This window comes from Streptomyces venezuelae, from assembly GCF_008642355.1.
Classification (GTDB): domain Bacteria; phylum Actinomycetota; class Actinomycetes; order Streptomycetales; family Streptomycetaceae; genus Streptomyces; species Streptomyces venezuelae_B.
Window position 1 is genome coordinate 3,311,870 of record NZ_CP029193.1, and the last position, 22,444, is coordinate 3,334,313.

Sequence of the window (22,444 nt, forward strand, 5' to 3'; positions counted from 1 at the left end):
CAAGGGCACATTGTTGAACGTGAGTTACCGCTGCTGTCAGCCGACGCCGCGCCAGTTGCCCGGCGAGTTCGCCGCTGTTCGCGCTGCCTGAGGCATGCCGAGCCGCCGTGCTCATGTCGGCGAGTTCCGCTGTCTCTGCGGCCGTCTCGGGGATCGTGTGCTCGCACATCACGAGATCGTCTACCCGACAACGCGAATATCGGCGATGCGCCATAGACCCGCGGCCTCCGCTCGCCATACCGTCGTCATCGCGGCAGGGACCGACCCCGCCCCATAGGAGGCGACGATGCCCCGACAGGAATTGACCCGCCTGACCGGTAGGGTCGGCGGGCCTGACTGCGACGATGACGATTGCCCGAACGTCTACCGCACCAAAAGCGGTTCGTTCATCGTCCAAGGGGACCTGTCCGACGTCTTCGTCACACCCAGCGGTGAGGGCCTGGTAGAAATTCCCGAGCACGTCCTGAGGGAGGCCGTCCGTGCTCTTGGATGGTGAGGACTGGCGCAGGTACTTCGACGCTTTCGCGCACGAAGCCTGGCGGTTCGAGGCTCAACCGACGTACACCATGCCCAAAGAACAGGAAAGCCTCGCGCGTTTCCTACGCGGTGCGGACAAACCCTCTGCGCACAACGCACGCTGGCACGAACGGGTACGCGGGTATGTCAAATCCGGCAAGCGTATCGGCCGGGTCCGAATCGTTCGGCGTCCCCTCACAGATTACCAGCGATACCAGTTCGCTTGGGGGATACCAGGAAACATCGCGGCCGGCGAAGACATCCGCATCCTGGATGTGACACTGGAGGACTACGGCTTGCCGCTCTCCGGGCGTGACTGGTGGCTGTTCGACGAAGCACGCATAGCTCACCTGAACTTTCGGCCGGACGGAACCCAAATCAATCGTGAGGCCTTTGAGGGCGACCCGACCCCATATCTGGAGTGGAAGCGCACAGCCCTGGAGCACTCCGTGACCTTCGAGGAGTACGTGAAGGGCCTTGACGTTTGACCCAGGGCAGCTGGGTCAGTCAAAGGCAGACCTGGCGAAGGCACTCCGCGACATGCGCAAGCGAGCCAACCGAACGCAGGTCTGGCTCGCTCGGCGCTGCAACATCTCACAGACCAAACTCAGCAACATCGAGACGGGTCGCGTCACACCGGGCCTTGTCGATGTCGAATTGATCCTCCGAGTCTTGCAGGCACCCCCAGAAGCCGTGGCGGAGGTGACCGCTCTTGCGCGGCTCGCCCACACGGAATGGCAGGGAAAGAGGGCGTCCTGGCGCAGAGGCCTCGAAAAGCGGCAGGCGGAGTTGAGCGGACTCGAAGCAGAGGCTGCAGAACTACGCTACTTCCTGCCCTCGATGGTTACAGGACTCCTGGCCACACCTGACTACATCAGAGCAAGCCTTGGCCATGCACCTGTCGACATCTCCAAGACAGTGGCCAGAAAAATGGAACGACAGTCGATTCTGTACGACAGCACCAAACGTTTCACGTTCCTTTTGACCGAGCAGGCCATCAGATGGGCCCTGCTTCCACACTCGGCAATGGCTGCACAAATCGACCGCATCACTGCTATCTCGCACATCCCGTACACACGCATCGGGGTCATCCCCCTCGGTACGCCCATCACGCGTGGCCCACTGAATACGTTCACGATCTACGATGACCGGCTCGCAACCGTAGAGACATTCACGGGACGCATAGTGTTCCAGGACGCCAGAGACATCGCAGGGCACCTGGAAGTATTTGGCCTCTATGAACGTAGTGCCACCTACGGCGAGGAAGCCAGGAAGATACTCAGGGAATGGGCATCCCGCTTCCGTTCGTGATCCTCTACCCGACAACGCGGATAGGTCTGGTATCTGCACTGTCGGCGGCCGATGCTTTCCGTGGCGGCTTCGAAACGGTGCTGGACGAGTCCGCCATATCCGCGATTCCGCTACGGAAGGCACACCATGCCTCAACCCGACCTTTACACCCTTCCCCTCCCCGCGTCCGGCGCGTTCAACAAGGCCTGCGGCGGCAACACCCACCCTGACGGCGAAGCGTGCGTGACCCTCGCGAAGATCGGCGCGGGTGCTTGGGCCGTGGGTGACAGCAAGCGCCCCGGCGCCGAACCGCTGCGCTTCAGCACGGATGAGCTGGACGCCGCCGGTATCGACCCGGTGCGCTTCGGGCTCTCGACCTGATCGTTCGCATACGTCCGGCCGGGCTTCGTCCCCTTGACAGGACAGGAGCCGGCCGGGCCCTCAGCTTCCCTCCATTCGCCTGCGCACACCGCCGAAAGGGACGACCGTTGCACCACCACGGATACCTGTGGACCGGCCCTAAACAGAGGTTCGACGTGGACGCACTGCGGCGGCCTCCGCCCCCTCATCCGCCCCCGGACGAGAGCCGTCCCGAACTGATCCAACGTCACCGCGAGGTGCAGGCGGAGTTTCCCGTCGTGGACCTGCCTCCACTGGAGACCGCGTACTGGCTCATCAAACCGGAGAAACTGATCCGGGGAACGTGGAGGGAATCGAAGGGCGCGGCGGACTGGCTCGGGGCGCGGTTGGCAGAGTACGCGCCCCGGTTCACGTCCAGGGCGGCCCGGGACCCGACGCGTCTGGCAGACCTGGTCGTCTCTGCGGACGAACGGCTCGGCCACGGCGGTGACGTATCGCACGGCTGCTACCTGGAACGACCCTCGTTCCTGTCCCTGGCCCTGGTGTGCTGCTCTCCGAACCGCGCCATGCCTCAGCTGAGATGTCCGGCAGGAGTTACTTTGCACGAGGAGTGACAGCGACCCGACCGAGCCTCGCTCAGGGCCTGTCCCCAAGCCCGCCCCCGTGGCAAGATCGCCGAATGCTACGACTCACTGACTTCATCATCGACTGCCCCGACGCGATGAAGCTGGCAGCCTTCTACTCCGAGGTGACGGGGGTCCCGGTCAAGGCGGACAGCAACGAGCACTGGGCCGGCATCCGGCTCGGCGACATCGAGCTGGCCTTCACCCCGGTGGAGGACTACCGCGCCCCGCAGTGGCCCGGCAGCGAGCACCCCAAGCAGTTCCACCTCGACTTCGAGGTCGACGACATCGAGGCCGAACAGAGCCGCGTCCTGGCCCTCGGCGCGACCCTGAAGCAGGACATGGTCGGCCCCGAGGGCTATGGATTCCGCGTGTACATCGACCCCGTCGGCCACCCCTTCTGCCTCTGCCGCAACAAGGGTGTGACCTGGACCGATGAGGGACCCGTCTGGCCCGAGCGCGACTAGCGGGCCCTCACCCTCGGGGGGATGATTCGTGGCGACCGCGGGACAAGTTCAGGAAAAGCTCGGCCAGGTACTTCTCGGCGTGCAGCGGGAGGGACCCGGCGTGGCCGTCGAGATTCTGGAGCTTCGCGTCGGTGACGTCGCTCCTGCCTTGCTGATCGAGCTCGATGTGCGGGTCTCGGGAGAGCTGTGGCGCGTCTCCCTGGACTACAAGGGGCAGGAGACAAGCCTCGTCAGCGGTGATCTTGCCGACGAGACGGTGGACTATCTCGCCCTGCTCATGCGCACCCACCTCTTCGAGTGGTGGCATACGAAGGCCACGGAGAGGGTGGCCAAACGTATGGGCGTCAGGCTGGCTTAGCCAGGCGGTAGGGGGGTCCGGTACGGCGCGGTCGTCAGCCCGGCACGTCCATGCGCTGTGTGCCGATGACCGACAGCAGCCGCATCGCCTCCTCCGAGCCCGGCGCCGCCGTGTAGATGAAGACCCGTTGGTCGCGGTCGGTGATGTCCAGGACGTCGCAGTGCATGGCGATGAAGCCGACCGTGGGGTGCTGGAAGGTCTTGCAGAGGGTGGGGCGGGGCGCCACCTCGTGGGTGGCCCAGAGCGTGGCGAACTCGGGGCTGTGCGTGCGGAGTTCGTGCACGAGCGCGCTCACTTCCGGGTCCTCCGGATAGCGTGCGGCCGTCGCTCGGAGGTGTTGGGCCATCGTTCGGGCGAACTCGTCCGTGTTCGGGACTCCGTAGAGGGTGCAGCCTTCGCCCGCCTTCCGGGAGGACAGGAACGTGCGGCGAGCCATGTTGCGGTCCCTGCGGGGCAGGACGGAGAAGTCCTCCATCAGGGCTGCCGCCAGGTTGTTCCAGGCGATTACCTCGTACGTTGCCGACAGAACGATCGCCGCCGCCTCCGGGAGCCTGTCCAGGAGTTGGACGATGCTCGGCCTCACCTCCCTCGACGGGCCCGGGGGCGGGGACGGCGGGACGCCCGCCAAGTGGTGGAGGTGGTCGCGCTCCGGGTCCGACAGGCGCAGTGCGCGGGCCAGTTGGGCCAGGACCTCGCGGGACGGGCGCGGGGCGCGGGCCTGTTCCAGGCGCGTGTAGTACTCCGTCGAGATGTACGCCAGCTGCGCCACCTCCTCGCGGCGCAGGCCCGGAGTGCGGCGGCGCGGGCCCGCGGGCAGGCCCACGTCGGCGGGCGTGATGCGTTCGCGCCTGCCGCGCAGGAAGTCCGCCAGGTCGCGTTCCCGTTCTTCTCGGTTCACTGTGTCAGTGTGCCGGGCGTCTGCGCAGCTCAGCCAGGTACTGGTGGGGCCTGGATGGGGGGCGCGGGGCGGCGCAGGCTCCTCGGTATGAACGACATGACGCATTCCAGTGGTGCCGGTCTGCTCGCCGGCAAGGTCGCCCTCGTCACCGGCGCCGGGCGCGGGATCGGTGCCGCCGCCGCCCGGCTCTTCGCCCGGGAGGGGGCCCGCGTGATGCTTGCCTCTCGTACCGAGGAACAGTTGAGCAGTGTCGTCGAGGGGATACGGGGGCACGGGGGCGTCGCCGGGTACGTCGTGTGTGACCTCGGGGACGGCGCGAGCGTACGCCGTGCCGTCGAGCGGGTCGTCGAGGTCCACGGGCGGCTCGACGTCGCCTTCAACAATGGGGCGAGCGGGCAGCCGCCCGGCCCCATGGACCAACTGTCCGAGGACGACTTCGACCACGTGACCGGCGTCAATCTCAAGGGGACCTGGCTCGCCATGAACGCCGAGGTCGCGGCCATCCGCGCCACGTCAAAACGCGGGGCCATCGTCAATACGTCCAGTGTCGGCAGCCTCGTGGCCAACCCCGCCCTGCCCGCGTACGCGGCGACGAAGCGCGCCGTCAACAGTCTCACCGCGTCCGCCGCCGTCACGTACGGGCCCGAGGACATCCGCGTCAACGCCGTCGCGCCCGGCACCACGCTCACCGAGATGCTCCGTGAGTGGGACGAGGACTCCCCCGGCACCATCGACCACCTGAACTCCCAGACTCCGCTGGGGCGTGCCGCCGATCCCGAGGAGATCGCCCAGGCCGCCGCATGGTTGCTGAGCGATCGGGCCTCGTACGTCACCGGCACCGTGCTGCGGGTGGACGGGGGGATGTGGGCCGCCTGATCCCCAGGGCGGTTCCCGTCATGCCACCCGGGTGCCCTTTCGCCACACCTCGCTGACCAGCGGGACTCCCGGGCGGTACGCCAGGTGCACGTGGCTCGGGGCGTTCAGGAGGGCGAGGTCCGCCCGGGCGCCCACGGTGACGCGGCCCACGTCGGTCCTGCGCAGCGCCGCCGCGCCGCCCGCCGTCGCCGACCAGAGCGCCTCGTCCGGGGTCATGCCCATGTCCCGTACGGCCAGGGCGATGCAGAACGGCACGGAGGACGTGAAGGACGAGCCCGGGTTGCAGTCCGTGGAGAGGGCGACCGTCGCGCCCGCGTCCAGGAGGCGGCGGGCGTCGGGCCACTCGGCTCGGGTCGAGAATTCCGCGCCGGGGAGGAGCGTCGCCACCGTGTTGCCCTGGGCGAGTGCGTCGACGTCGGCGTCCGTCAGGTGCGTGCAGTGGTCCGCCGACGCCGCGTCCAGTTCCACGGCGAGTTGGACTCCCGGGCCGTACGACAGCTGGTTCGCGTGGATGCGCGGGTGCAGGCCCTTCGCCTTGCCCGCCGTCAGGATCGCGCGGGCCTGGTCGCCGTCGAACGCGCCCTTCTCGCAGAAGACGTCGATCCAGCGGGCGTGGGGGGCGCAGGCGTCCAGCATCTCGCCGGTCACCAGGTCCACGTACGCCGCCGGGTCCTCCGCGTAGTCCGGGGACACGATGTGCGCGCCGAGGAACGTGACCTCGTCGGTGTGGCGGGCGGCGATGCGGAGGGCGCGGGACTCGTCCTCCGTGTTCAGGCCGTAGCCCGACTTCGTCTCGAACGTGGTCGTGCCCTGGCGGAGGGCCTCTTCGAGGTAGTGGGTGAGGTTCGCTTCGAGTGTCGCGTCCGTGGCGGCGCGCGTCGCCGCGACCGTCGTACGGATGCCTCCCGCCTCGTATGCGCGGCCCGACATGCGGGCGTTGAACTCCTGGGTGCGGTCGCCCGCGAAGACGAGGTGGGAGTGGGAGTCGACGAAGCCGGGGATAGCGGCGCGGCCCGCGGCGTCGTACGTCTCGTCTGCCGACGGGGCCTTGGCCGCCGGGCCCACCCAGGCGACGGTTTCGCCCTCGATGACGACGGCCGCGTCCGTCATGAGGCCCAGGGGGGTGCCGTCGCCCTGCGCCGGGTCGTTCGTGACGAGGCTTGCGATGTCGGTGATCAGGGTGGTGCGGGGCATGGGGCTTCTCCCGGGGTGGGTGAGGGGGGTGGGGCTGGGCTTCGAGCGGGATTGCTTCCCCTGATCCGCGGGCTCGGGGAAGAGGTCAGTCTCTGAGCGCCGCCACCGCCTCCCTCAGCGCCCCTGGTACGTCCTCGACCAGCGCGTGTTCCCCGTCTCGTACGACATGCGCGCCCCCCACCACCGTATGCCGCACATCCGCCGACGTCGCCGCGAACACCGCCGTCTCCGCCGCCAGGCGTGGGAGGGGGCCCGTCGTGCGGACCGAGTCCAGGGTGATGGTCGTGAGGTCCGCGAGCGCGCCTCGCTCCAGCGTGCCCGCGTCCGGCCAGCCCAGGGCCGCGTGGCCGTCGGCCGTCGCCGCGTGGAGCAGGGCCGCCGCCGTCCAGTGGCCGCGCGTGTGGGAGCGGAGGCGTTCGTTCAGCTCCATGGCGCGGGCCTCCTCCAGGATGTCGATCACCGCGTGGCTGTCGCTGCCCAGGGAGAGGGGGCTGCCCGCCTGCTGGAGGCGGAGCGCCGGGCCGATGCCGTCCGCGAGGTCGCGTTCCGTCGTGGGGCACATGCAGGTGCCGGTCGACGAGCCGCCGAGAAGGGCGATGTCCTCTTCCGTGAGGTGGGTGTTGTGGATGCCCGTCGTGCGTGCGCCCAGGACTCCGTGGTCCGACAGGAGCTGTGTCGGTGTGCAGCCGTGTGTCGCCATGCACGCCTCGTTCTCCGCCGTCTGCTCGGAGAGGTGGACGTGGAGCGGGGCCGGGCGGGCGGACGACCACTGCGCCACCGTGCCCAGCTGCCGCGCCGGTACCGCCCGTACGGAGTGGATCGCCGCGCCGATCCTGGCGTGCGGGCGGTCCTTGAGGAGCGACGCCCGCTCCGCCCACTTCTCCGTCGTACCGTCGGAGAAGCGCAGCTGGTGGCGGTCAGGGGCCTTGCCGCGGTCCGCGTCGAGGAGGCCTGACGCGACGTACGCCGTGTCCAGGAGCGTGATGCGGATGCCCGCGTCCGCCGCCGCCTGGATCAGTGCCTCGCCCATCGCGTTCGGGTCGGCGTAGGGGGTGCCGCCGGGGGCGTGGTGGAGGTAGTGGAACTCGCCGACCGTCGTGATGCCGGCCAGCGCCATCTCCGCGTACACCGCCCGCGCCAACGCGTGGTACGTGTCCGGAGTGAGGCGGTCCGCCACCGCGTACATGACCTCGCGCCACGTCCAGAACGTGCCGGAGCCGACCTGGACCGTGCCGCGCAGCGCGCGGTGGAACGCGTGCGAGTGGGCGTTCGCGAGGCCGGGGAGCGTCAGGCCGCGCAGGACCGTCGCGCCGGGCGGGGGCGCGTCGACGCCCCGGCGGACGGCCGTGATCCGGTCGCCCGCCACGTCGACCGCGACGCCCGGCTCGACGTGCGTGCCGAGCCAGGCCTGCTCCAGCCAGTAAGTCTCCGTCGAGCTCTCCGTCGTCACCTGCACGCCAGCCCTTCCAGTACGTCGGCCAGTGCGGTCACCCCGGCCAGGCAGTCGTCCTCGGCGGCGAACTCGGCCGGGGAGTGCGAGACACCCGTGGGGTTCCGTACGAACAGCATGGCGGTGGGGATCGAGCCGGACAGAATACCCGCGTCGTGTCCCGCGCCCGTGCCGAGGACGGGGAGGGGCCGCTCGGTGCGGGGGGCGAGGATCTTGCCCAGCTCGTCCCGGAGCGCGTCCTCGAACTCGACCACCGGAGTGAACGACTCGCGGACGACGTCGAGGTCGATGCCGTTCCGCTCCGCGTATTCGCGTGCCGCCTTCTCGATGCCGGTCACGACCGTGTCCAGCGTCGACTGGTCGGCGGCGCGCGAGTCCAGCCAGCCGCGTACGAGCGACGGGATCGCGTTGACGCCGTTCGGTTCGACCGAGATCTTGCCGAAGGTGGCCACCGCGCCCGCGAGTTCCGCCTCGCGGCGTGCCGCAAGGACCGTCTCCGCGTACGACAGCATCGGGTCCCTGCGGTCCACGAGGCGCGTCGTGCCCGCGTGGTTCGCCTCGCCCCGGAAGTCGAAGCGCCAGCGGCCGTGCGGCCAGATCGCGGACGCGATGCCCACCGGGTGACCGGTGAGGTCCAGGGCGCGGCCCTGTTCCACGTGCAGTTCCACGAACGCGCCGATACGGGCCAGGCGTTCGGGGTCCGGGCCGATGCCGTACGGGTCGTAGCCCGCCGCCTCCATCGCCCGCGGCAGCGTCACGCCGTCGCCGTCCGTCAGCCTGTGCGCGGCCTCGACCGTCAGCTGTCCGGCGGTGAGGCGTGAGCCCACGCAGGCCAGGCCGAAGCGGGCGCCCTCCTCGTCGCCGAAGTTGACGATCGCGAGGGGGCGGGTCAACTGGGCCTCGCGCGCCCGGAGTTCGTCCAGGGCCGCGAACGACGACACCACACCCAGCGGGCCGTCGAACGCGCCGCCGTCCGGCACCGAATCGAGGTGGGAGCCGGTGACGACCGCGTCACCGGCCGCGGGGTCGCCGAGCCACGCCCACTGGTTGCCGTTGCGGTCCAGCTCGTACGTCAGTCCGCGGGTGTCCGCCTGCGCCTTGAACCAGGCGCGGCAGTCCGCGTCGGCGCGTGTCCAGGCGTAGCGGCGGTAGCCGCGGCTGTCCGGGTCGCGGCCGATGGGCAGCAGCTCCGCCCACATGCTGTGGAACGTGGAGGTCACGCGTCGCCACCCTCGCGCATGGGAACCCGTACACCCTTCTCGTCCGCCACCGACTCCGCGATGTCGTACCCCGCGTCCACGTGCCGGATCACGCCCATCCCCGGGTCGTTCGTGAGGACGCGGCGGATCTTCTCACCCGCGAGCTTCGTGCCGTCGGCGACCGAGACCTGGCCCGCGTGGATGGAGCGGCCCATGCCGACGCCGCCGCCGTGGTGGATGGAGACCCAGGACGCGCCGGAGGCGACGTTGACCATGGCGTTCAGGAGCGGCCAGTCGGCGATCGCGTCGGAGCCGTCGAGCATGGCCTCCGTCTCGCGGTACGGGGAGGCGACGGAGCCGCAGTCCAGGTGGTCGCGGCCGATCGCGAGGGGCGCGGCGAGCGTGCCGTCGCCGACCATGTCGTTGAACATGTCGCCCGCCTTGTCGCGCTCGCCCTGGCCGAGCCAGCAGATGCGGGCGGGGAGGCCCTGGAAGTGGACGCGCTCGCCCGCCATCTTGATCCAGCGGTGGAGGGATTCGTTCTCGGGGAAGAGGTCGAGGATCGCCTTGTCCGTCTTGTGGATGTCGGACGCCTCGCCGGAGAGGGCCGCCCAGCGGAACGGTCCCTTGCCCTCGCAGAAGAGGGGGCGGATGTAGGCGGGGACGAAGCCGGGGAACGCGAACGCGCGCTCGAAGCCCGCGAGTTGCGCCTCGCCGCGGATCGAGTTGCCGTAGTCGAAGACCTCGGCGCCCGCGTCCATGAAGCCGACCATCGCCTCGACGTGCTTCGCCATCGACTCGCGGGCGCGGGTGGTGAAGCCCGCCGGGTCCTTCGCCGCGTACGCCTGCATGTCGTCGAAATCGACGCCCGTCGGCAGGTACGACAGCGGATCGTGGGCGGAGGTCTGGTCCGTCACGATGTCGATGGGGGCGGATTCGGCGAGCATGCGCGGGAGCAGGTCGGCCGCGTTGCCGAGGAGGCCGATGGAGAGCGGCTTGCGCTGGTCGCGGGCTTCCGTCGCGAGCTGGAGCGCGTGCTCCAGGGAGTCCGCCTTCACGTCCAGGTACTTGTGCTCGATGCGGCGCTCGATGGCGCGCGGGTCGCAGTCGATACAGATCGCGACGCCGTCGTTCATGGTGACGGCGAGGGGCTGGGCACCGCCCATGCCGCCGAGGCCCGCGGTGAGGGTGATCGTTCCGGCGAGCGTGCCGTTGAACCTCTTGGCGGCGACCGCGGCGAACGTCTCGTACGTGCCTTGGAGGATGCCCTGCGTGCCGATGTAGATCCAGGAACCCGCGGTCATCTGGCCGTACATGGTGAGGCCGAGCTGCTCCAGGCGGCGGAACTCCTCCCAGTTCGCCCAGTCGCCGACCAGGTTGGAGTTGGCGATGAGGACGCGCGGCGCCCACTCGTGGGTCTGCATGACGCCGACGGGGCGGCCGGACTGGACGAGCATCGTCTCGTCCTGCTTGAGGGTCTTGAGGGTGCGCACCATGGCGTCGAAGGAGCGCCAGTCGCGGGCCGCCTTGCCGGTGCCGCCGTAGACGACGAGCTTGTCGGGGTGCTCGGCGACCTCGGGGTCGAGGTTGTTCTGCAGCATGCGGAGGGCGGCTTCCTGCTGCCATCCCAGGGCGCTCAGTTCCGTACCGCGCGGTGCCCGTACGGGGCGGGGTCCTGACATGGCGATGCCTCCTCGACGGTGTGACCTTGGTGCCCATGACTCAGTGCTGTGACCTTGTTATTCACATCCTGGGGGCCTGAATAGGGCTAGTCAATAGCGAACGAATGCGCGAGTACGCCAGCGGGGTCCCCTCACGGGTGATTGGCTGGATCACATGGGCCACGACGAGGACGACGACCAGACCACGGTTCTCCGCACGGACGCGGCACCCGGGGCCACCCCGGGCGGCGAGGCCGCCGCCCGCCGTGACCGCGCGGTCCGCGCCGCCGTCGAGCAGGGCGTCGTCGGCCCCGCCGCTCCCGTCGCGGGACTTCTCGACGTCACCGGCATCCGCGCGAGCGCCGCCGCCCTGCACGCCGCCTTCGAGGCCGTCGTCCCGCCCGGCACGCCCGTCCTGCACGCCTTCGCGGTGAAGGCGACCCCGCTCGTCCCGGTCCTGCGACTGCTGCGCGCGGCAGGAATCGGCGCCGAGGTGGCGAGCCCCGGCGAGCTGGCCCTCGCGCGGGCCGCCGGCATGCCGCCCAGCGCGACCGTCCTCGACTCGCCCGCCAAGACCCCCGCCGAACTCCGCGAGGCCCTCGCGCTCGGCATCGCCGTGAACGCCGACAACCCGCAGGAACTGGACCGCATCGACGCCATGACCCGGTCGGCGCCGACCGGCTCCCCCGTCGGCATCCGCGTCAACCCGCAGATCGGCGGCGGCGCGATCGGCGCCCTCTCGACGGCGACGGCCACGTCCAAGTTCGGGGTGCCGCTGCGCGACGAGGACGCCAGGGAGTGGGTGGTCAGGGCCTTCCTCGACCGGCCGTGGCTGACCCGCCTGCACGCGCACTCCGGGTCGCAGGGCATGCCCCTGGAGATGATGGTGCGGGGCGTGGCGGCCACGTACGAACTGGCCGAGGAGATCAACGAACGCGCCGGGCGGCGGCAGGTCGACACCGTCGACATCGGCGGCGGCCTGCCGGTCAACTTCGGCTCGGACGACGAGACACCGACCCACGCGCAGTACGCGCGCCGCCTCAAGTCGCGGGTACCGGGGCTGCTCGACGGGCGGTACGGCATCGTCACCGAGTTCGGCCGCTCCCTGCTCGCCAAGCACGGCACGGTGCTCGCCCGCGTCGAGTACGCGAAACGGGCGGGCGGGCGGCCCATCGCCGTGACGCACGCGGGCGTGCAGGTGGCGACGAGGACCGTGTACGCGCCCGCGTCGTGGCCGCTGCGGATCGCCGCGTTCGACGCGAAGGGGCTGCCCAAGAGCGGCCCCGCCGTCGGCCAGGACATCGCGGGACCTGCCTGCTTCGCGGGCGACCTGCTCGCCGAGAACCGTCCGATGCCACTGCTCGAACCGGGTGACTACGTCACCGCGCTGGACACCGGCGCCTACTATTTCGCCCAGCACTATTCGTACAACAGCCTTGCCGGGCCGGGCGTTTACGGCTTCTCCGCGCCCACGGCCGCGGACGGCGTGCGCTTCGCCGTGGTGCGCGAACCGCAGACGCCGGACGAGATCGTGGCGGAGGCGGGCGGCGGAGCGGAACGGGACGCGCTGCGGAATCTCTGAGCTCCAGCCGCGCGCTGCGACGCCTCGGTCGGATGCTCTGACCTTCCTCAACTCCCGCATAGTGACCTGCGTCACGGGCAATACCCCTTCGACCCGCACTCGGTCTCGGGGGAGGCACCTGTGACGACATCCGGCACGTCCACCACCGCATCACCATCACCGTCCGCCGAAGAGGGCCCACTGCGCCGCGCCATCGGCCCCAAGCTGCTGATCCTCTTCGTGATCGGCGACATCCTCGGCACCGGCATCTACGCCACGACCGGCAAAGTCGCCGGGAAGGTCGGCGGCGCGCTCTGGCTGCCGTTCGCCATCGGGTTCGTCGTGGCGATCCTGACCGCCGCGTCGTACGTCGAACTCGTCGGCAAATACCCGAAGGCGGCCGGCGCCGCGCTCTACACGCAGAAGGCGTTCAAGGTCCCGTTCCTCACCTTCATCATCGCCTTCATGGTGATGTGCTCCGGGCTCTCCTCCGCGAGCGCCGCCGCCCGCGCCTTCAGCGGCGACTACCTCGCCGAACTGACCGGCGACGCCCTGCCGCCGACGCTGATCGCCATCACCTTCATCGTGCTGCTCGCGGCGCTCAACATGCGGGGCGTGTCGGAGTCCGTGAAGACCAACGTGGTCCTCACGCTCGTCGAGCTCACCGGTCTCGCGATCATCCTCGCCATCGGGGCGTACGCCGTCATGAGCGGGGACGGCGAGGCGTCGCGCCTCACCGAGTTCGAGTCCGACGGCAGCGGATACGCCCTGATGACCGGTGTCCTCGGTGCCACCGCTCTCGGCTTCTTCGCCTTCGTCGGCTTCGAGGACTCGGTCAACATGGCCGAGGAGACGAAGGACCCGGTGCGCACCTTCCCGCGCGCGATCTTCATCGGCGTCGCGGTCACCGGCACGATCTACGTCCTCGTCGCGATGGTCTCGTCCCTGCTCGTCGACTCCAGGACCCTTGAGGGGTCGAGCGGACCGCTGCTGGAGGTCGTGAAGGCGGGCGGCGTCGACTTCCCGCACAAACTCTTCGCCCTCATCGCCCTGTTCGCGGTCACCAACTCGGCGCTGATCAACATCATGATGGCCTCGCGGCTCTGCTACGGCATGGCCAACGAACGCATCCTGCCGCGCGCGATGGGCCGCGTCCTCTCCGGGCGCCGCACCCCGGTCGTCGGCATCGTCTTCGTCTCGCTCCTCGCCATCGGCCTCGTCTCCACGGGCGAGATCGAGGGCCTCGGCGACACGACGGCGTTCCTCCTCCTGTGCGTGTTCGCGGTGGTCAACGTGGCGGTCCTGGTCCTGCGCCGCGATCCCGTCGGGCACAAGCACTTCCGTACGCCGACCGTCCTGCCGGTCCTCGGCGCCGTCACGGCCCTGGTCCTCGCAAGCCCCCTCGCGGACCGCCCCGCGGAGGTCTACATCCGCGCCGGCGTCCTCGTCGCGATCGGCGTCGCCCTGTGGGGCGTGAACAAAGTGGTACTCCGCGCCCGTGGCGAGGACTGACACCGTCCCGGGGGACGCTTCGATCATGTGATCGGCACATTCGGTCAGCAGTGGGCCCGTCCAGGGCCACGACCGAACGCGTCCCGTCGGGCTCGGACGCATTCCCGCGGAATATGCCCTTTCACCGCGAACCCGGGTTCCCCTGCGTACTTTCCTCTCCACCGGGTGACGGGAGCCGCCCGGTCGGGTGGTGGGGACCACCCGGTTCCACCTGGGGAAGGGGAGGCCGCGTGCCCGGAATCGACGAGTGTCTGTACGAAGCCATGACACTGCCCGGTGCCCGTGGAGCCGCCATCGTCGACTGGACCAGCGGCCTCGCGCTCGGTTCGGTCGGCGACTCCCCGAACGGTGACTACGAGGCGACCGCCGCCGAGACCGCCGAGGTGGCCCGCGCGGCCGCCGAGTACCAGGCGTTCGCACCCGTCGACGACCCGGACGGCGTGAGCGGCCAGGAGGGCACGCCCCGCGAAGGGCTGCCCGTCGAAGACCTCATGCTCACCACCCGGTCCGGCTTCCACCTGATCCGCTACGTGGAGACGACCTTCGACAGCAGCGTCTTCCTCTACCTCTGGCTCGACCGGCACACCGGCAACCTCGCCATGGCGCGGATACGGCTGCGGAGCCTCGCCGAACGGCTGGTGCTGGTGTGAACGGCCTGCGGGCCGCCGCGCCCGCCGAGCCCGCCACCGTCCCGCGGGCCGTCGGCGCCCCCGCCGTCTCGCCCCTCCTGACGCGGCTCGCCGCCGAGCGGGCCACCGGCGCCTTCCTGCGCGCCCAGGGCACCCTCTACCTCGTGGACGGGCGTGTCGTGCACGCCGAGAGCCCCGCGGCGCCGGGCATAGACGTCCTGCTCACGGCCGGTGGCGCCCTGGCCGCACAGGGCTGGCAGGAAGTCCTGTCCACGGCGGGCACCCGGCACGAGGTGGGGCGCGAGCTCGTCGCCAGCGGCCGGGTCACCGCGGGCGAGCTGGAGATGTGCCATCTCGGCGCGCTCTTCGACGCCGCGTTCTTCGTCCTCGGCGCGGCGAGCGGACCCACCCGGTTCCGCTACGGCGTCGCGCACTGGCTCGGCCGGGTCCGCCCGGTCCCCGCCGCCGCCCTCGAACGCGAGACGCTGCGGCGCCGGGCGCTCCTGGACAGCATCTGGCCGCGGCCCGAGGTCGACACCGCGCCCGTCGTGCCCCGCACGCCCGCGCCCGGCCAGACGGTCACCGTGCGCCAGCGTGCGCTGTTGCGCCTCGCGGACGGCATACGGACGCCGACGGCCATCGCCTGGCTCCTCGGCAGGCCCTCGTTCCACACCCTGATCGAGGTCAGGCGGCTGGCCGCCGCCGGGCTCGTGGAGGTCCCGGGGACACCGGAGCGGGAGCCGGTGTCCGTGGCCCTCCCCTTCCCCGCCGCGACGGAATGCGCCGATCCCGACATCGCGCTCCTGCGCCGGGTCCGTGACGCCCTGGAGGCGCTGTGAAACTCCCTGCCGCCCCCTGGGCCGGGACCTCGACCACATGAAGTTCTTCGCGTCCTGGCGGCGCGCAGGGAGGAGAGAGCTGGTGGCTGCCGAAGCCGACGTACTCGGCGAACTGAAACGCCTTCGGACCCGGATTCCCCAGCTCCGCGGCGCCCTGACGGCCAGCGTCGACGGGCTGCTGCTCGCGCAGGACGCCTCCGACGTGGAGGCGGAGGGCGTCTGCGCGCTCACCGCGGCGGCGCTCGGCGTGGCGCTGCGGCTGTCCGACGCCACCCACCAGGGCGGCTTCCGCGAACTGATCATCCGCGGCGAACAGGGCTACGTCGCGACGTACGCGGCCGGTTCGTCCGCCGTGCTCACGCTGCTCGCCGAGCCCCGCATCAACGTGGGCCGACTGCACCTGGAGGCCCGCCGTTCCAGCGCGCTCATCGGAGAGCTGGTCGACGCCGCCGTCGATCGAGCGGAGGAAACCTGACCCATGCCCCCCCACCACACCCTCGTCGTCCCCCTCACCGCGGACGCCCGGCAGACGGAAAGGAAGCACCAAGCACATGACCGACACGGAGACCGCACTCAAGGAAGCGACCACCACGATCGAGGGCGTCATCGGCGCCGCTCTGGTCGACTACACGAGCGGAATGGCCCTCGGCACCATCGGGGGCGGAAAGGACCTGGACCTGTCGGTGGCGGCGGCCGGCAACACGGACGTCGTACGCGCCAAGCTGCGCACCATGGAGATGCTCGGGCTCAAGGACGAGATCGAGGACATCCTGATCTCGCTGGGCACGCAGTACCACCTCATCCGGCTGATGAAGGGCCGCAACAACAACGGCCTCTTCCTCTATCTGGCCCTCGACAAGGACCGCTCCAACCTGGCGATGGCCCGCCATCAGCTCAAACGCATCGAGACCGGCCTGGACGTCTGATGCCCCGCGTCTGACGTCAGGTCGCCTGACGGCGGCGCCGCGCTTCCCCGGGCGCGGCGCCGCTCCCGTGTGTCCGCCTACTCCACGAAGAGTCCGCGTGCCGCCGCCCGTACGTCGAAGTCCTCCAGGCGGGCCTGCGCGTCGGGGAGGTTGTCGCACATGGCCTCCAGGAGGACGCGGCCGAGCAGCATCGGGGCGCAGGCCGTGTCGAAGGCGAGGCCCGTGCCGACGGCGGCGGGGAGGAGCAGGTCGGAGTGGGCGGCGACGGGCGCGAAGGCCGAGTCCGCGACGGTGACGACGGTGAGCCCCGCCGACCGGGCACAGGCGAGGGCGTCGACGACCTCGCGGGGGTGGCGGGGCAGCGCGAAGCAGAGGAGGGCCGTGGCACCGGCGCGGACCGCCGCGTCGATGCGGTCGGCGAGCATCGTGCCACCCTCGTCGAGGAGGCGCACCTCGGGGTGGACCTTGGCGGCGAAGTACGAGAAGCCGTAGGCCTGGGACGCGGCGGCCCGCAGTCCGAGGACGGGCAGGGGCCGGGACGCGGCGAGGAGCCGCCCCGCGCGCTCGACCGGTTCGGGGTCGGCGAGGGCCTCCGCCAGGTGCCTGAGGTTCTCGATCTCCGCGTCGACGGCCTGCTGGTACTCGTTGGCGGCCGTCGCTCCCGACTCCTCCGCGGGGGCCACGTCCCGCAGGTGTCTGCGCAGCGCCGGATAGCCGTCGAAGCCGAGGGCGACGGCGAAGCGGGTGACCGAGGGCTGGCTGACGCCGGCGAGTTCGGCCAGCTCCACGCTGGAGAGGAAGGGCGCGTCGGCGGCCCTGCGCACCATGCAGTGCGCGATGCGCCGCTGGGTGGGTGTGAGCCGGTGGCCCTCGAAGAGCACTTGCAGTCGCGCGGCAGGGCTGTCACTCATGCCGTCCCCCTCATGATGTCCGTACCCGCTGTCGTTCCGGCGGTCGTTCCTGCGTTCTTGCCTGCATCATCCGTCAGCGGCCGGTCCGCGAACTCCGCTTCCACAACGGAGGCGGTGCGTTCGCACCGGGCGCAGAGGGGCGGAGTGGGGCGATCGGAGGCGCCCGGCGGACGGCGCATGCGCTCGGCGTCCGCGATACGAGACGACTTCACTCGCACATCCTCCTCAACCGGACGTTCCGTCTCACTCATCGACCGTTCGCCGCTCGGCGACGCACACCGGAGTGCCGCGAACTATTGACAATCTATTCAGCCAACAAGAACCCTGCATGACGATATACAGCCGGGCAAGATCTCACCCTCGACATGCGGAGTTGACCGGCATGGCAGCTGAAGACCTGGTGGAGCGGCGCTCCATCGACGTCGTCCCGGACGACGAACGGCACGGCACCGCGTTCAGCCAGTTCACGCTCTGGCTCGGCGCCAATCTGCAGATCACCGCGGTCGTCACGGGCGCGCTGGCCGTCGTGTTCGGCGGCGACGTGGTGTGGTCGCTCGTCGGCCTCGTCCTCGGCAACCTGCTCGGCGGCGCGGTCATGGCACTGCACTCGGCGCAGGGCCCGAAGCTGGGGCTGCCGCAGATGATCCAGTCGCGGGCCCAGTTCGGGGTGAAGGGCGCGGTCGTCCCGCTGCTCCTCGTCATCCTGATGTACGTCGGGTTCTTCGCGAGCGGCAGCGTCCTCGCGGGCCAGGCGACGGCGGAGCTGACGCACACGAACGACACCACCGGCATCGTCGTCTTCGCCGTCGTCACGGCGGTCATGGCGGCGGTCGGCTACCGCGTCATCCACGCACTCGGCCGGGTGGCGAGCGTGATCTGCGCGCTCGCGTTCGTCTATCTCGGCATCCGGCTCCTCGACCGCGTGGACGTCGGCGCACTGTTCTCGGACGCCCACTTCGACCTGCCGATGTTCCTGCTCGCCATGTCGCTCTCGGCGTCGTGGCAGCTGGCGTTCGGTCCGTACGTCGCGGACTACTCGCGCTACCTGCCGCGCACCACCTCCGCGAAGGCCACGTTCTGGTGGACGCTGTCGGGGTCGGCGATCGGCTCGCAGTGGTCGATGACGTTCGGGGTGCTCGTGGCCGCCGGCGCGGGGGACGCGTTCCTCGCCAACCAGGTCGGTTACGTCGTCGGCCTGGGCGGCACCGGCCTGATCGCCTCCTTCCTCTACTTCGTGATCGCACTCGGCAAACTGACCATCAACGTCCTCAACACCTACGGCGGCTTCATGTCGATGGTCACGAGCATCAGCGGCTTCCGCGGCCAGAAGGTGCTCGGAGCGCGCGGACGGGCCACGTACATCGCGCTGATCATGGTGGCGGGCACGGCGGTCGCGCTGCTGGGCAAGGACAGCTTCCTGTCGTCCTTCAAGGACTTCCTGCTGTTCCTGCTGACGTTCTTCACGCCGTGGTCGGCCATCAACCTGGTCGACTACTACCTGATCTCCCGCGAGCGGTACGACATCCCCGCCCTGTTCGACCCGCTCGGCCGCTACGGCGCCTGGCGCTGGGACGCCCTGACGGTCTACGGCGTGGGCCTCCTGGCCCAGCTCCCCTTCCTGGTCACCCACTTCTACACGGGCCCCCTGGTCGACCCGCTCGGCGGCGCCGACATCTCGTGGATCGTGGGTCTTGTGGTGCCGGCGGTGCTGTACTGGACGCTGGCCAGGCGGAACCCGCCCGTCCCTGGGGCTGGACCCCGGACGGAAAGGGGGGTTAGCCCCAGCGCCGAGACCCCGTCCGCGCCGTAACGTAAAACCTCATGGAAGCCCGTGACGCCGAACTCAAGAAGGAACTCGACGCCACTCTGCACGCGCGCAGAGAGCTCGGCGAAGAGTACGACTCCGCCTTGGTCGACTCGTTCCTCGGGAAGGTCGAGCAGCGCCTGGACGGCACGATCGACCGCCGCATGCGCCGCCACCTGGCGGAACAGCAGATGGTGGTCGCCCGCGGCGCCCGCTCCCCCGCGAGCGGGGTCGACTCCTGGGCCGAACGCTTCGGTTTCGGCGTCGTCTCGCTGATCCTCGCGGTCCCGCTCTCCGCGATCGCCGTGGTCAACGCGGGCCTGACCGGGCTCTTCGTGTCCTGGGCGGGCATCGTGGGCGTGAACGCGGTGTGCTCGTTCCGCGGCCTGTCCTTCCGGCGCCACCGCGAGGACCGCAAGTCGGAGTGGGACGACTGACCCACGGTCCGGCGTCGGGGATCGTCACCGCGGAGGGCCGCCGCACCCCCGGATGTCCAGGGGGCGGGACGACGGCGGTCCCCCGCGGAAGGACGACGTACCGGGTCAGAGCCGGCCGCGCCCAGGCGTCCACGGACCCGGGAGCCGCTCCGGAGTTCCTGACGCCGACACCGACCAGCATGCCCGCCCCGTGTTAAGCAGGTGCTGCGCGCACGTGACGTCCTCGTGCCACCCGCGTTACCGGGACGCCCGCGTCACCGGGACCGCCCGCGCCACGGGCCCACCCGCGCTACTGCGACTGCTGCTCCGCGAGGAACGCCAGCAGGTCCTGACGGCTGACGACCCCCGTCGGCTTCCCCTCCACCAGCACGATCGCCGCGTCGGCACCACCCAGCACCGTCATCAGGTCAGCCACCGGCTCACCGGAGCCGACCTGCGGCAACGGGTCCGACATGTGCTTCTCCAGCGGGTCGGAGAGCGACGCACGCTGCGCGAACAACGCGTCGAGCAGCTCACGCTCGACCACCGACCCGATGACCTCCGCCGCCATCACGTCAGGGTGCCCCGCCCCCGGCTTCACGATCGGCATCTGCGAGACCCCGTACTCACGAAGGACCTCGATCGCCTCCCCCACCGTCTCCTCGGGGTGCATGTGGACGAGGGAGGGCAGCTCGCCGCCCTCCTTGCGGCTCAGCACGTCGCCGACGCGCGGCTGGTCGCCGGCCTCCTCCAGGAAGCCGTAGTCGTTCATCCACTCGTCGGAGAAGATCTTGCTCATGTAGCCGCGCCCGCTGTCCGGCAGCAGGACGACCACCACATCGTCCGGACCGAGCCGCTCCGCGACCCGCAGCGCCGCCACGACGGCCATGCCGCAGGACCCGCCGACGAGGAGCCCCTCCTCCTTGGCGAGCCGCCGCGTCATCTGGAAGGAGTCCTTGTCGGACACGGCGATGATCTCGTCGGTGACATTGCGGTCGTACGCCGTGGGCCAGAAGTCCTCGCCCACGCCCTCGACGAGGTAGGGCCGCCCGGACCCACCCGAGTACACGGACCCCTCGGGGTCGGCACCGACGACGGTGACGGAGCCCTTCGAGATCTCCTTCAGGTAGCCCCCCGTACCGGAGATCGTGCCTCCCGTCCCGATGCCCGCCACGAAGTGGGTGATCTTCCCCTCCGTCTGCTCCCACAGCTCGGGGCCGGTGGAGTGGTAGTGCGAAAGGGGGTTGTTCGGGTTGCTGTACTGGTCCGGCTTCCAGGCGCCCGGCGTCTCACGGACGAGCCGGTCGGAGACGTTGTAGTACGAATCGGGGTGCTCGGGGTCGACGGCGGTCGGGCAGACCACCACATCGGCGCCGTACGCGCGCAGCACGTTGATCTTGTCGAGGGACACCTTGTCCGGGCAGACGAAGATGCACTTGTAGCCCTTCTGCTGGGCCACGATGGCGAGACCGACCCCGGTGTTGCCCGAGGTGGGCTCGACGATGGTGCCGCCGGGCTTCAGCTCCCCGCTCTGCTCGGCCGCCTCGATCATGCGCAGCGCGATGCGGTCCTTCACGGAACCGCCGGGGTTGAAGTACTCGACCTTGGCCAGGACGGTCGCCTGGATGCCCGCGGTCACGTTGTTGAGCCTCACGAGCGGGGTGTTGCCGACGAGGCTGATCATCGAGTCGTGGAATTGCACCGTTGTCTCCGGGCTGCGATGTAGTGCGACGAATTGGTGCGGTCAGCCTAAGGGTCCGGCTCATCCGTTCACCTCCGCTTGCGATTGGCCGACCGTGCTTACGGGGCAATGAGTGGATGTACGGCCGTACGAACCGGTACGGCACGAGGAGGTGGCTGCAGGGCATGTCGAGGGCGAGGGTGGCGCGGCGGATCGCCGCGGGCGCGGCGTACGGCGGCGGAGGCATCGGGCTGCTCGGGGCTGCCACGGTGGGCGTGGTGCTCGCCGAGGTGCAGCTGGCGAAGCGGAACGTGGGCAACGGCGGCCCCGCGGATCCGCCGCGGGCCGACGGGCGCTACGGCGGGGCGTTCGCCGCGGAGGCCGCGCGGCCCACGCACGCCGAACCGGTGCGGTTCGCGATGCTCGGGGACTCCACGGCGGCGGGGCAGGGCGTGCACCGGGCCAGGCAGACCCCGGCGGCACTGCTCGCCTCGGGTCTCGCCGCGGTCGCCGAGCGCCCCGTCGACCTGCGCAACGTGGCGCTGCCGGGCGCCCAGTCGGACGACCTGGACCGCCAGGTGAGCCTGATCCTCTCCGACGCCTCCTGGGTGCCGGACGTCTGCGTCATCATGATCGGCGCGAACGACGTGACGCACCGGATGCCGCCGACGCGGTCGGTACGCCATCTCTCCTCCGCGGTACGCAGGCTCCGTACGGCCGGTTCGGAGGTGGTGGTCGGCACGTGTCCCGACCTGGGGACGGTCGAGAACGTCTACCAGCCGCTGCGGTGGCTGGCCCGGCGTGTCTCGCGCCAGCTGGCCGCGGCGCAGACGATCGGGGTGGTCGAGCAGGGCGGGCGGACGGTGTCGCTCGGCGACCTGCTGGGCCCGGAGTTCGCGGCACACCCCCGCGAACTCTTCGGCCCCGACCGCTACCACCCCTCCGCGGAGGGCTACGCGACGGCGGCGATGGCAGTACTCCCCACGCTCTGCGCGGCGCTCGGCCTGTGGCCGGAGGAGGACCGCCCGGACGTCTCGCGCCGCGAGGGATTCCTGCCGGTGGCAAGGGCGGCGGCCCAGGCCGCCTCGGAAGGCGGCACGGAGGTCACGGCTGCCATGCCGACGGGCCCCCGCGGCCCATGGGCCCTCCTCAAACGCCGACGCCGCCGCCGCATCCACACGCCGACGCCGTCACCGCTCCCCCACTGACCCTCCCGGGGGGCTTCCCCCTCCGGGGCCCCCTCCGGGCCTGCCCCCTCCGGTCCCGGAAATGG

At 70.4% G+C, this 22,444-nt stretch carries 24 protein-coding genes; 17 read left to right on the plus strand and 7 right to left on the minus strand.

The window, feature by feature from the left end:
* Positions 1–286: 286 nt before the first annotated feature.
* From DEJ47_RS15280 to DEJ47_RS15310, 7 genes are all read left to right on the plus strand, one after another.
* Positions 287–496, plus strand: coding sequence for a hypothetical protein (locus DEJ47_RS15280; RefSeq protein ID WP_150168719.1), 210 nt, complete (start codon positions 287–289; stop codon positions 494–496).
* Complete coding sequence (locus tag DEJ47_RS15285; protein ID WP_150168721.1) at positions 480–1,004, plus strand: DUF6879 family protein; 525 nt, start codon at positions 480–482, stop codon at positions 1,002–1,004. Before DEJ47_RS15280 ends, DEJ47_RS15285 begins: the two co-directional genes overlap by 17 nt.
* Complete coding sequence (locus DEJ47_RS15290) at positions 994–1,827, plus strand: helix-turn-helix domain-containing protein (protein WP_150168723.1); 834 nt, start codon at positions 994–996, stop codon at positions 1,825–1,827. Before DEJ47_RS15285 ends, DEJ47_RS15290 begins: the two co-directional genes overlap by 11 nt.
* Before the next feature lie 126 nt (positions 1,828–1,953).
* Positions 1,954–2,187, plus strand: a complete 234-nt coding sequence (locus DEJ47_RS15295) for a DUF397 domain-containing protein (RefSeq protein ID WP_150168725.1) — start codon at positions 1,954–1,956, stop codon at positions 2,185–2,187.
* A 107-nt stretch (positions 2,188–2,294) separates the two neighbouring features.
* A complete protein-coding gene (locus DEJ47_RS36905; RefSeq protein WP_150168727.1) occupies positions 2,295–2,780 on the plus strand; it encodes a hypothetical protein in 486 nt (161 codons plus the stop codon).
* Between the two features lie 65 nt (positions 2,781–2,845).
* The gene (locus DEJ47_RS15305) at positions 2,846–3,256 is read left to right on the plus strand and encodes a VOC family protein (RefSeq protein WP_150168729.1); all 411 of its coding nucleotides are present in this window, start codon (positions 2,846–2,848) and stop codon (positions 3,254–3,256) included.
* Positions 3,257–3,284: 28 nt separating this feature from the next.
* Positions 3,285–3,614: a hypothetical protein gene (locus tag DEJ47_RS15310; protein ID WP_150168731.1), complete on the plus strand. Its 330-nt coding sequence runs from the start codon at positions 3,285–3,287 to the stop codon at positions 3,612–3,614.
* Positions 3,615–3,648: 34 nt separating this feature from the next.
* Here the strand turns inward: DEJ47_RS15310 and DEJ47_RS15315 are convergent, their stop codons facing one another.
* Positions 3,649–4,512, minus strand: coding sequence for a helix-turn-helix transcriptional regulator (locus DEJ47_RS15315; RefSeq protein ID WP_223828367.1), 864 nt, complete (start codon positions 4,510–4,512; stop codon positions 3,649–3,651).
* Positions 4,513–4,599: 87 nt separating this feature from the next.
* Between DEJ47_RS15315 and DEJ47_RS15320 the strand changes: the two genes are divergently transcribed.
* Positions 4,600–5,388, plus strand: a complete 789-nt coding sequence (locus DEJ47_RS15320) for an SDR family NAD(P)-dependent oxidoreductase (protein ID WP_202457369.1) — start codon at positions 4,600–4,602, stop codon at positions 5,386–5,388.
* A gap of 18 nt (positions 5,389–5,406) precedes the next feature.
* On the opposite strand, the gene hutI is transcribed toward DEJ47_RS15320, so the two are convergent.
* The 4 genes from hutI to hutU form a co-directional block, all read right to left on the minus strand.
* Positions 5,407–6,582, minus strand: a complete 1,176-nt coding sequence (gene hutI, locus DEJ47_RS15325; RefSeq protein WP_150168735.1) for an imidazolonepropionase — start codon at positions 6,580–6,582, stop codon at positions 5,407–5,409.
* Between the two features lie 85 nt (positions 6,583–6,667).
* Entirely contained in the window at positions 6,668–8,032 is a 1,365-nt protein-coding gene (locus DEJ47_RS15330) for a formimidoylglutamate deiminase (RefSeq protein WP_150168738.1), read from the minus strand.
* A complete protein-coding gene (locus tag DEJ47_RS15335) occupies positions 8,029–9,231 on the minus strand; it encodes an allantoate amidohydrolase (protein ID WP_150175653.1) in 1,203 nt (400 codons plus the stop codon). Before DEJ47_RS15335 ends, DEJ47_RS15330 begins: the two co-directional genes overlap by 4 nt.
* 17 nt (positions 9,232–9,248) lie before the next feature.
* Entirely contained in the window at positions 9,249–10,913 is a 1,665-nt protein-coding gene (gene hutU, locus DEJ47_RS15340; protein ID WP_150168740.1) for a urocanate hydratase, read from the minus strand.
* A 154-nt stretch (positions 10,914–11,067) separates the two neighbouring features.
* Between hutU and DEJ47_RS15345 the strand changes: the two genes are divergently transcribed.
* From DEJ47_RS15345 to DEJ47_RS15370, 6 genes are all read left to right on the plus strand, one after another.
* The gene (locus DEJ47_RS15345) at positions 11,068–12,474 is read left to right on the plus strand and encodes a diaminopimelate decarboxylase (RefSeq protein WP_150168742.1); all 1,407 of its coding nucleotides are present in this window, start codon (positions 11,068–11,070) and stop codon (positions 12,472–12,474) included.
* Positions 12,475–12,594: 120 nt separating this feature from the next.
* Positions 12,595–13,965, plus strand: coding sequence for an APC family permease (locus DEJ47_RS15350; protein WP_150168745.1), 1,371 nt, complete (start codon positions 12,595–12,597; stop codon positions 13,963–13,965).
* Between the two features lie 230 nt (positions 13,966–14,195).
* Positions 14,196–14,615 carry a hypothetical protein gene (locus tag DEJ47_RS15355; protein ID WP_150168747.1) on the plus strand — a complete coding sequence of 140 codons (420 nt, stop codon included), beginning with the start codon at positions 14,196–14,198 and terminating at the stop codon, positions 14,613–14,615.
* A 5-nt stretch (positions 14,616–14,620) separates the two neighbouring features.
* Entirely contained in the window at positions 14,621–15,433 is an 813-nt protein-coding gene (locus DEJ47_RS15360) for a transcriptional regulator (protein WP_150175654.1), read from the plus strand.
* A 37-nt stretch (positions 15,434–15,470) separates the two neighbouring features.
* Entirely contained in the window at positions 15,471–15,908 is a 438-nt protein-coding gene (locus tag DEJ47_RS15365) for a roadblock/LC7 domain-containing protein (protein WP_150168749.1), read from the plus strand.
* 76 nt (positions 15,909–15,984) lie between these two features.
* Entirely contained in the window at positions 15,985–16,359 is a 375-nt protein-coding gene (locus DEJ47_RS15370) for a hypothetical protein (RefSeq protein ID WP_150168751.1), read from the plus strand.
* 77 nt (positions 16,360–16,436) lie between these two features.
* Here the strand turns inward: DEJ47_RS15370 and DEJ47_RS15375 are convergent, their stop codons facing one another.
* Positions 16,437–17,270 carry a MurR/RpiR family transcriptional regulator gene (locus tag DEJ47_RS15375; RefSeq protein ID WP_150168753.1) on the minus strand — a complete coding sequence of 278 codons (834 nt, stop codon included), beginning with the start codon at positions 17,268–17,270 and terminating at the stop codon, positions 16,437–16,439.
* Between the two features lie 382 nt (positions 17,271–17,652).
* On the opposite strand from DEJ47_RS15375, the gene DEJ47_RS15380 reads away from it, so the two are divergent.
* Both DEJ47_RS15380 and DEJ47_RS15385 read left to right on the plus strand, forming a co-directional pair.
* Positions 17,653–19,080: a purine-cytosine permease family protein gene (locus tag DEJ47_RS15380; RefSeq protein ID WP_150168755.1), complete on the plus strand. Its 1,428-nt coding sequence runs from the start codon at positions 17,653–17,655 to the stop codon at positions 19,078–19,080.
* A gap of 11 nt (positions 19,081–19,091) precedes the next feature.
* Positions 19,092–19,511, plus strand: coding sequence for a hypothetical protein (locus tag DEJ47_RS15385; RefSeq protein ID WP_150168758.1), 420 nt, complete (start codon positions 19,092–19,094; stop codon positions 19,509–19,511).
* Positions 19,512–19,800: 289 nt separating this feature from the next.
* Here DEJ47_RS15385 and DEJ47_RS15390 read toward each other — a convergent pair whose 3' ends face one another.
* Positions 19,801–21,192, minus strand: coding sequence for a cystathionine beta-synthase (locus DEJ47_RS15390; protein ID WP_150168760.1), 1,392 nt, complete (start codon positions 21,190–21,192; stop codon positions 19,801–19,803).
* 164 nt (positions 21,193–21,356) lie between these two features.
* Here DEJ47_RS15390 and DEJ47_RS15395 point away from each other — a divergent pair, with 164 nt between their 5' ends.
* The gene (locus DEJ47_RS15395) at positions 21,357–22,379 is read left to right on the plus strand and encodes an SGNH/GDSL hydrolase family protein (RefSeq protein WP_150168762.1); all 1,023 of its coding nucleotides are present in this window, start codon (positions 21,357–21,359) and stop codon (positions 22,377–22,379) included.
* Positions 22,380–22,444 lie beyond the last annotated feature (65 nt).

Excerpts from the sequence above, each read along its gene's own strand:
- DEJ47_RS15280 (WP_150168719.1), top strand. The coding sequence starts at position 287 with ATGCCCCGACAGGAATTGACCCGCCTGACCGGTAGGGTCGGCGGGCCT.
- DEJ47_RS15295 (WP_150168725.1), top strand. The coding sequence starts at position 1,954 with ATGCCTCAACCCGACCTTTACACCCTTCCCCTCCCCGCGTCCGGCGCG.
- DEJ47_RS15305 (WP_150168729.1), top strand. The coding sequence starts at position 2,846 with ATGCTACGACTCACTGACTTCATCATCGACTGCCCCGACGCGATGAAG.
- DEJ47_RS15320 (WP_202457369.1), top strand. The coding sequence starts at position 4,600 with ATGAACGACATGACGCATTCCAGTGGTGCCGGTCTGCTCGCCGGCAAG.
- hutI (WP_150168735.1), bottom strand. The coding sequence starts at position 6,582 with ATGCCCCGCACCACCCTGATCACCGACATCGCAAGCCTCGTCACGAAC.
- DEJ47_RS15335 (WP_150175653.1), bottom strand. The coding sequence starts at position 9,231 with ATGTGGGCGGAGCTGCTGCCCATCGGCCGCGACCCGGACAGCCGCGGC.
- hutU (WP_150168740.1), bottom strand. The coding sequence starts at position 10,913 with ATGTCAGGACCCCGCCCCGTACGGGCACCGCGCGGTACGGAACTGAGC.
- DEJ47_RS15345 (WP_150168742.1), top strand. The coding sequence starts at position 11,068 with ATGGGCCACGACGAGGACGACGACCAGACCACGGTTCTCCGCACGGAC.
- DEJ47_RS15365 (WP_150168749.1), top strand. The coding sequence starts at position 15,471 with ATGAAGTTCTTCGCGTCCTGGCGGCGCGCAGGGAGGAGAGAGCTGGTG.
- DEJ47_RS15370 (WP_150168751.1), top strand. The coding sequence starts at position 15,985 with ATGACCGACACGGAGACCGCACTCAAGGAAGCGACCACCACGATCGAG.
- DEJ47_RS15375 (WP_150168753.1), bottom strand. The coding sequence starts at position 17,270 with ATGAGTGACAGCCCTGCCGCGCGACTGCAAGTGCTCTTCGAGGGCCAC.
- DEJ47_RS15380 (WP_150168755.1), top strand. The coding sequence starts at position 17,653 with ATGGCAGCTGAAGACCTGGTGGAGCGGCGCTCCATCGACGTCGTCCCG.
- DEJ47_RS15385 (WP_150168758.1), top strand. The coding sequence starts at position 19,092 with ATGGAAGCCCGTGACGCCGAACTCAAGAAGGAACTCGACGCCACTCTG.
- DEJ47_RS15395 (WP_150168762.1), top strand. The coding sequence starts at position 21,357 with ATGTCGAGGGCGAGGGTGGCGCGGCGGATCGCCGCGGGCGCGGCGTAC.